At 35.8% G+C, this 6,509-nt stretch carries 6 protein-coding genes; all 6 read left to right on the forward strand.

All coding sequences use genetic code 11. The annotated features are described in order from the left end of the window. Nucleotides 1-68 precede the first annotated feature (68 nt). Nucleotides 69-758 (forward strand): response regulator transcription factor, encoded by a 690-nt coding sequence (locus RUH95_RS10845; protein ID WP_313892883.1) that lies wholly within the window; start codon nucleotides 69-71, stop codon nucleotides 756-758. 3 nt (nucleotides 759-761) lie between these two features. Continuing rightward, nucleotides 762-1,787 carry a sensor histidine kinase gene (locus RUH95_RS10850; protein WP_313892884.1) on the forward strand — a complete coding sequence of 342 codons (1,026 nt, stop codon included), beginning with the start codon at nucleotides 762-764 and terminating at the stop codon, nucleotides 1,785-1,787. 106 nt (nucleotides 1,788-1,893) lie between these two features. Further along, nucleotides 1,894-2,655 carry an ABC transporter ATP-binding protein gene (locus tag RUH95_RS10855; RefSeq protein WP_313892885.1) on the forward strand — a complete coding sequence of 254 codons (762 nt, stop codon included), beginning with the start codon at nucleotides 1,894-1,896 and terminating at the stop codon, nucleotides 2,653-2,655. Then, entirely contained in the window at nucleotides 2,645-4,636 is a 1,992-nt protein-coding gene (locus RUH95_RS10860; protein WP_483880132.1) for an FtsX-like permease family protein, read from the forward strand. Before RUH95_RS10855 ends, RUH95_RS10860 begins: the two co-directional genes overlap by 11 nt. Nucleotides 4,637-4,749: 113 nt before the next feature. Next, the gene (locus RUH95_RS10865) at nucleotides 4,750-6,066 is read left to right on the forward strand and encodes a Na+/H+ antiporter family protein (RefSeq protein ID WP_313892886.1); all 1,317 of its coding nucleotides are present in this window, start codon (nucleotides 4,750-4,752) and stop codon (nucleotides 6,064-6,066) included. Between the two features lie 334 nt (nucleotides 6,067-6,400). Next, nucleotides 6,401-6,509: 30S ribosomal protein S10 (locus RUH95_RS10870; protein WP_313892895.1), on the forward strand; the 109-nt coding region annotated here is incomplete at its 3' end.

The following is a 6,509-nucleotide window of genomic DNA, read 5'->3' on the forward strand; positions in this document are numbered from 1 at the left end:
TCTTGTGACGACGAGATGGGTTTTTTGTATGGGGAAATAGTGTAAACTAGTTGTAAGAGGTGAAACCGATGAACGCAAAGATATTGTTAATAGAAGATGACCAATCTATTTTTGAAATGATAAAAGAGCGATTCGTCCAGTGGTCATTTGACGTAATTGGACCAGACAACTTCCAAAATGTACTACATACATTTACGGAAAATAAACCACAGTTAGTAATTATTGATATACAGCTACCTGCCTTTGATGGATTTCATTGGTGTAGAGAAATTAGACGTGTTTCCAAAGTGCCTATTATTTTTCTATCTTCCCGTGATCACCCGATGGATATGATAATGGCAATGCAAATGGGGGCAGATGATTTTGTGCAAAAACCTTTTCATATGGATGTATTAGTTGCAAAAGTTCAAGCAATACTCCGTAGAACTTACGACTATGGAGACGAGCAAATAGATATTACACATTGGAACAATTCGGTTATCGATTTTTCAAGAAGTGTTATTACAATGGAAGAACGCACTGTTGAACTTACTAAAAATGAACTTTTTATCTTAAGGGTATTACTCCAATCTGTAGACAAAATCGTATCAAGAGATGATATTATGCGAAAGTTATGGGACGATGAGAGGTTTGTGAATGACAATACACTTTCTGTAAACGTAAATAGACTTCGATTAAAACTTGAAGAAATTGGGTTAGAAGAGGTAATTGTAACGAAAAAAGGATTAGGTTACATGGCGGTTAAAAAGGAGGAGTAAACGTTGTTACTACTATTTTTGAAGGAACGTAAAGCGTGGATCTTTTTCTTTATACTGCTCCAGATTTGGATAAATATTAATCTAACTTTAGATATTGCATTGAGCCATGTTTCCGTACTATATATTAACGCTGTTAATGGTATACTATTTCTAGTTTTTTTGATATGGAGATTTTTTAAAGAAACTAGTTATATGAGAAAATTAAAGGTTTTACATGAGCAAGAAAAGGATATTTTCATTTTTGGGGAAAGCATACCAGAGGGAACTTCTCCTTTTGAGCAAAAAATAACATGTGCATTAGAAGTGGTGGTTATAAAAAGCAGAGAAGAGTTAAATCTTACAAAAGTTCAATTTTCCGAGGAGTATGACGATACATTGGCGTGGATACATGAAATAAAGACACCATTAACAGCAATGAAATTAATGATAGACACTATAGAGAATCCTATTCTACGGAAGAAAGTAGAGTTGAATTGGCTTCGTGTTCATTTACTTTTAGATCAACAACTGCATCAGACTAGGTTGCCGACTATGGAAAAGGATAATCGAATTGAACCTGTTATATTACAAAATGTTATACATAAAGAAATTCGCGAGCTTCAGGTATGGTGTATGGAGAAAAAAATAGGTTTTGATCTAGAGAATTTAGAAGAAGTAGTGCTGACAGACCAAAAGTGGTTATCTTTTATAGTTCGTCAATTGTTGTCTAATGCAGTAAAGTACAGTGAAGAAGATAATGAAATTCGAATTCATGTTGCTCAAGATGAAATTGGTCACATCCTATTACATGTGAAGGATGAAGGAGTGGGCATTACAAAAGCGGATTTGCCACGCATATTTGATAAGTCATTTACAGGTTCGACCGGTCGCCTCGGGACAGCATCTACAGGAATGGGTTTATACTTGGCTAAAAATGCGGCTGAAAAATTAGGTATTTCTATTGACGTTCAATCCGAAGTCAATGTAGGGACAGTATTTTCACTTAAGTTCCCACTTAAAAATGAGTTTGTTCAAATAACAAGTAGGTGACAAAAATGTCATCTACTTTTTCTGATTGTCATGTAAAACAAACGATAATGATAACTAAACAATTTACAATAAAGGTATTAAGTTATTTGTTATGGGGGGATTAAAGATGACGTTGTTAAGTGGACGTAAAATTAGGAAAGTATATGGGAAAAAGGCAAATACACAAGAAGTATTAAAAGGTATTGATTTAGAAGTAGAAGAGGGAGAGTTTGTTGGAATTATGGGTCCTTCTGGATCGGGTAAAACTACTTTACTGAATGTACTTTGCTCGATTGATTATGCTACAGAAGGTGTTATTGAGATAAACGGAAGTAATTTAAGGAAGATGAAAGAAACGGAGCTTTCTAATTTCCGAAGAGAGAAGCTTGGTTTCATCTTTCAAGATTATAATCTACTTGATACGTTAACTGTGAAGGAAAATATACTGTTACCTTTATCTATAGGGAAAACATCAAAAAAGCATGCGGAAGCACAGTTTAACGAAATTACTTCATTACTAGGTATAAAAGATTTGCAAAACAAATATCCAAATGAAATTTCCGGGGGTCAAAAACAAAGAACTTCCGCAGCTAGAGCGTTAATAACTAACCCAACGATTGTTTTTGCTGATGAGCCGACTGGAGCACTTGATTCTAAGTCAGCAACAGCTCTTCTAAGTAACCTAGAAAAGATTAACCAGGAAAAGAAGGTAACAATTATGATGGTGACGCATGATCCTGTAGCTGCAAGTTTTTGTAGCCGCGTTCTATTTTTAAAAGACGGTCAATTATATACGGAGTTATACAAAGGTGAAAAGACTCGGAAAGTATTCTTCCATGAAATAATGAATACACAAGGTGTGCTTGGTGGTGATGGTTATGACGCTTAGTCAGTTGGTTTTACGAAGCATGAAAAAGAATATCAAACATTATTATTTATACTTCTTTGCTTTAATCTTTAGTGTGACATTGTATTTCTCTTTTATTACGCTGCAGTATAATCCGAGTGTGGAGAACATTTCCGGAAGTATTAAAATTGCTGCCTCCTTAAAAGTGGCGCAGTATTTATTGTTATTTATCGTTGTTTTCTTTGTTTTGTATGCAAACCATCTCTTTATGAGAAGGCGTAGTAAAGAAATTGGTCTATATCAATTGATTGGAATGTCTAAAAGGCTTGTTACTCGGTTGTTAGCATTAGAGAACGTAATATTATGGTTGGGTGCTATTATTATTGGGGTAGGAGTAGGATTTTTAACATCTCGCTTATTCACTATGATTCTTTTGCGTATTTTAGAAAAAGAAGCATTAGTTTCGATTTCATTCTCCATACAAGCACTTCAAATGACTTTGCTCGTGTTTGCGATTCTATTAATTGTTGTACTGATTCAAACGTCTTTTATGATTCGTAGGACATCTTTACTTAGCTTATTTAATGCGAGTAAGGCTACAGATACGCGAGTGAAACGCTTTAGTGCATTTCAAATGTTTCTTGGTTTTATCGGTTTAGTATCTATTGTATATGGCTATAATTTATCTACGAAGCTGTTTGAAGGTAATAGCGCGAGTGTAAATATTTTATTTATTAGAATGATGCTTATTTTAGGGACAACTATCGGGGGGACGTTTTTTTTATTTCGTTTTTCTGTTTCGTTTTTGATGAACATCATTAGAAAACAAAAAAGAGGGCGTCTGTCTATTGTAGATGTCTTATCCTTAACACCAATTATGCATCGTATGAAAGGAAATGCGAAGTCGCTCACGCTCATAACGGTTTTATCGGCCATTGCGTTAGCGATTTTGTCTCTATCGTACATTTCTTACTATTCAGCAGCGGCATCAGCGCAGAGGAGTGTTCCATACGATTTCATCTTATTTAATGATCAAGGCCAATCCTTTACGGAACGTTTAAGTGATGAAAAGATACAATATCAGCAAATTGACTTCTCGATACTTGCCGCACAGCATGATATGTCAGAGCTTCTTAAGAATGAATTACCTGAAGGTGTGATGATCGATCCTAAATCGACCGAAACGATCATAATGAAACATAGTGAAGTTCAAAAGATAATGACGGACTTCAAGTTGAAAGATGGAGAAGGTTACTTAGTAGGTTATTCTGGAATGCTAGTTGAAATTATGCCTTTTGAGGTCAATAAGCCTGTACATATAATGACAAGTGCGGGTGATATTACTGTTCAAATTAAAAAGTTAGAGGAGAAGTCTTTACTAAGTTATAAAGTTACATTTAGTAGTCCAGCCCTTGTAGTAACAGATGAACTATTTAACTCACTAGCAAATGATCCAGCTATACAAAAGCAAACTGTTTGGACTAAACAAACAGGGATTGACCTAGTAGATAGAACAAAAATTAAAGAGGTACAATCACTTTATGAAGAAACGACTAATGGTGGATCTTTTGAATTCGTAAATGCAGAAGGTGCAAAAGAAGTTGTGTCACTTGATTCGCAAGAGTCCTTTAGACAATCAAACCTAGAAGTATTTGGCCTTGTTATTTTTATCACTGGTTTTCTTGGGTTAGCATTTTTAATGACTACGGGAAGTATTTTATACTTTAAACAGATGACAGAAGCGGAAGAAGAGCGTGAATCTTACACTGTCCTTCGAAAAATAGGCTTCTCTAAAAAGGATTTGATGAAAGGAATATATGCAAAACAGTTCTTTAACTTTGGTGTCCCGTTAGTAATTGGCCTTGCACATAGTTACTTTGCTGTGAAGTCCGGTTGGATGTTCTTTGGTACGGAACTTGTTGCACCGTTAATTATTACAATGAGTATTTATGTCGTTCTATATTCCGCCTTTGCTTTTCTGTCTGTTGGATATTATAGAAAAGTTGTAAATGAATCGTTATAAATTGTTAAAAACCCTTTGTTTTAATTGCAAAGGGTTTTCTCATTGACATTTATGCTAAATGATATTAAACTCTATCCTGTTAGTAATCTAGTGTGTGAAAGTGAGCGTATTGTATGAATGCTGTATTAATTGCGGTTGGTGTTATGTTAGTTTTGAGTTTACTTCGTATTAATGTTGTCATATCACTGGTGATGGGGGCTTTTGTAGGTGGTCTCACAGCTGGTTTAAGTGTTTCAAATACAATCGAGGCATTTACAGGTGGATTAGGTGCTGGTGCAGCTATAGCGTTAAGCTACGGACTATTAGGAGGCTTTGCTGTTGCTATCTCTAAGACAGGTATACCGGATTTGCTAATAGTAGCGATTTTGAAGCTTGTGAAGAGGGAAGGGGACTCTCAAAGGAAGGGGTTAGCGAAGGGGCTAATCTTTTTATTGTTACTTATGATGGCTATTTTTTCACAAAACTTAATTCCGATTCATATCGCTTTTATTCCATTATTAGTTCCACCGATTTTAAAAATCTTAAACATGTTGCAAGTGGATCGTCGTTTAATAGCTTGTATCTTGGCATTTGGTTTAATAACACCGTATATGTTTTTGCCATATGGCTTTGGTGCAATTTATCAGCAAATTGTCGCAACTCAAATGGAGCTGTCTGGACTTAAAATTTCATTAAGTGATATACCGCGTGCAATGGTCATCCCAGCACTGGGAATGGTGTTTGGGTTAGTGGTCGCTTTTGTTTTATATCGTAAGCCTAGGAGCTACCAGCAAGGTGACATCGAAGTAGAAGAGCTAAAGGCCGATGTGAGGATAAGCAATATTATTTTTACCGTATTTGCATTATTGGCGGCTTTATTCGTTCAAGTTGGAACAGATTCAATGATAGCAGGAGCATTGTCTGGTATTACTGTCCTTTACGTAACTGGCGCCTTAAAGTGGCAAGAGGCTGATCACTTATTAATAGAAGGTATGCGTATGATGGCGTTTGTTGGCTTCGTCATGATATCGGCAAATGGATTTGCGGCAGTAATTACGGCTACAGGACATGTTGAAAGTCTAGTAGCAAAGTCAGCTGACCTATTTTCGGATAATATAAGTTTGGCAGTTTTAATTATGTTGATCATTGGTTTATTTGTGACAATAGGAATAGGTTCGTCATTTGCTACTATCCCAATTATTGCAGCCATTTTTGTACCACTTGCTTTAGAACTCGGATTAAGTCCGTTAGCGACAATCGCTTTAATTGGAACGGCAGGTGCTTTAGGTGATGCTGGTTCACCAGCTTCAGACTCGACACTTGGTCCTACAGCAGGTCTAAATGTAGATGGACAACATAATCATATTTGGGATACTTGTGTACCGACGTTTCTTTGTTACAATATCCCTTTAATCGTTTTTGGTTGGTTTGGAATTGTGTTTCTTCTATAGTAGAAAGAAAAGTAGCACTCTACAAATGAAAGCATTTTTTCTTGTGGAACCAATTTCCAACAACGTTTTATTTGAAATTATGCGATGAATTTCATATACTAGGAAACGTATTAAAAAAGGTCGAAGCATTGATTAAATAAAGTGTACTAGTAATTTAAAAAGAATTTCGTAAAAACACTTGCGAAATCTTTTTTTATTGTGTACAATATTGTAGTTGGTCTTTGACTGCGATGAAGCGAGAGGTTACCGACACACCCGGCCGCTTTGCCATGGCGAGTGTACGGAAAATTTTCGTGGAGAATGTCTAGAAAATAGGCGAAAAGGAGGGAAAGTAATGGCAAAACAAAAAATTCGTATCCGTTTAAAAGCGTATGATCATAGAATTCTTGATCAATCTGCTGAGAAAATTGTGGAAACTGCAAAACGTTCAGGTGCAAGTGTAT

The sequence above is a fragment of the Psychrobacillus sp. genome (genome assembly GCF_032154225.1).
Taxonomy (GTDB): Bacteria; Bacillota; Bacilli; order Bacillales_A; family Planococcaceae; genus Psychrobacillus.

Excerpts from the sequence above, each read along its gene's own strand:
- RUH95_RS10855 (WP_313892885.1), top strand. The coding sequence starts at position 1,894 with ATGACGTTGTTAAGTGGACGTAAAATTAGGAAAGTATATGGGAAAAAG.
- RUH95_RS10860 (WP_483880132.1), top strand. The coding sequence starts at position 2,645 with ATGACGCTTAGTCAGTTGGTTTTACGAAGCATGAAAAAGAATATCAAA.
- RUH95_RS10845 (WP_313892883.1), top strand. The coding sequence starts at position 69 with ATGAACGCAAAGATATTGTTAATAGAAGATGACCAATCTATTTTTGAA.
- RUH95_RS10865 (WP_313892886.1), top strand. The coding sequence starts at position 4,750 with ATGAATGCTGTATTAATTGCGGTTGGTGTTATGTTAGTTTTGAGTTTA.